Raw genomic sequence first — 1800 nt, forward strand, 5'->3', positions numbered from 1 at the left:
CTTCGTCGTGTTCGCCAAAAAGGTGCCGGCAGGACGCGTCACACTCGGACCGAACTCGGCAACATCCGTGTACTCCAGCGGCTACATCACGCTCCTCACCGCTAATGGGTGACGGTTTCGTGACAACGTTTCGGTGCTCGGCGAAGGAACGGCTGATCCAGCACAGCGGTTGATCGCGTTGACCTCTTTGACCTGCAGTTTTTCTCCCGCCCGCCGACCATGTCGCCGCGAAACCAGCTCGCGGTAGTCGTGTTCGATCCGCCAGCGGATCTTGCCGTAGCGGACCAGGTCGGTGTGGCTGGTGGTGGCGGGCAGGCTGGACAGCCAGTACTTGACCGGCTCGGCCTCGTCATCGGGCCACCCGGCGATCAGCCACCGCTCGGGTAGGAGACCGTCGGCGTCCCGGGCGACGCGATGCCCGGCCGGACGTACGCGTAGGAAGACGAACTGCGAGCTCATCGTGCCTTTCGAGCCATCCCGCCAGGTGATCGTCTCCGCGATGCCGCGTCCGGCGGCGCGGACGTGCTCGACCAGGCTGACCGCCGTCTTCGGGTAGCGCGGCTCCGTGCGGTTCGGTGGGCGACCCCGCCCGGACCACACCCGCTCGACTGGCCGCACGTCTGGCATGTGGGCGAGGGCGTCGCCTTTGACCTGCATGATGCAGCCGATCCCACGCTCGTCCAGGGCACTGCGGAACTGACTGTTGTCCCCGTAGCCGGCGTCCGCGGCCAGCAGCGGCGGCCGCAGCCCGTGCCCGGCCAACTCGTCGAGCATCTCCACCACCAGCACCCACTTCGGCCGATGACGCTCGCGCTCGGGTATCCCGCACCGGGCCCGGCGAGCGGCCACCCCGGCCCGGTCAGCCTCGTCAACGGCTTGGTCGTCCCACGATGTCGGGAGAAACAGCCGCCAGTCCAGAGGGCATGACCCGGTGTCGGTGACCGCGTGGACGCTCACCCGATCTGGCAGTTCGCACCTTCCCAAGGGTGCCGGAGTACTGCCTGGCCACACCCGGCGAGCCCTTGCCGTCCTTCGGGAAGCCGGTGTCGTCGACCACCCACGCCACCGGCCCGACCACGTCGACCGCCCGGCGGGCCAGCCGCATCCGCACCGCCGTGGTGTCCCACGTCGAGGTCGTCACGAACTGCTGCAACCCCTGATGATCCACCCCCAGCCGATCCGCCATCGGCTGCATCGACTTACGCCGCCCGTCCAACAACAGGCCCCGCAGATACGTCCCACCCTTCGCCCGCTGATCCGACCGCACCAACGGGGTGATACATCCGCGGCGAACGACTCAAGCCGCTGCCGCACAACGGAAAGCTCCTCAGGGGTCACCGCAACCGAACTACCCCGAACCCTCAGACGACTCAACGACACGCCCACCTAACAAAGCACTACTAGACGGCGTGTGTCCACCACGCCGCCGGGTGGCCGGTGGTGGTCGTGGATCCACGCCTTGGTGGGCGGCGTGGAGGCCACGTCGGGACTGGCCGGCATCGGGGTCGGCGCCGGTCAATCCCGCCGGGTAGCCGGTCGGCAGCAGACCGACGTCGGGATACACTTCGGGTACGCGTGGGCGGTGCGCAGTCCACCGTCCGCGCCTACCGGCATCCGAACGTCCATGATGGCCACATCCACCTCGGTAGGGGCCAGCATCTCCAGCACCGACGATCTTGTGGCCCCGAATACGGCGGCGTATCGTGATGCGCTGTTAACCAGCCCACAACGTTGTGAATGGTAACTGCGGCAAGCTTGGCGAGGGGAAAACTGGTATGTATGGAGTGGGTATCGACCTGG

General features: G+C 67.3%; 2 protein-coding genes. Both read right to left on the reverse strand.

Going from position 1 to position 1800, the window contains the following annotated elements:
- Positions 1–81: 81 nt before the first annotated feature.
- Positions 82–957 carry a transposase gene (locus B0E53_RS36175; RefSeq protein WP_281492939.1) on the reverse strand — a complete coding sequence of 292 codons (876 nt, stop codon included), beginning with the start codon at positions 955–957 and terminating at the stop codon, positions 82–84.
- Entirely contained in the window at positions 869–1267 is a 399-nt protein-coding gene (locus tag B0E53_RS40320) for a transposase (RefSeq protein ID WP_281492940.1), read from the reverse strand. Before B0E53_RS40320 ends, B0E53_RS36175 begins: the two co-directional genes overlap by 89 nt.
- Positions 1268–1800 lie beyond the last annotated feature (533 nt).

The sequence above is a fragment of the Micromonospora sp. MH33 genome, from assembly GCF_003013775.1.
GTDB lineage: Bacteria > Actinomycetota > Actinomycetes > Mycobacteriales > Micromonosporaceae > Micromonospora > Micromonospora fulviviridis.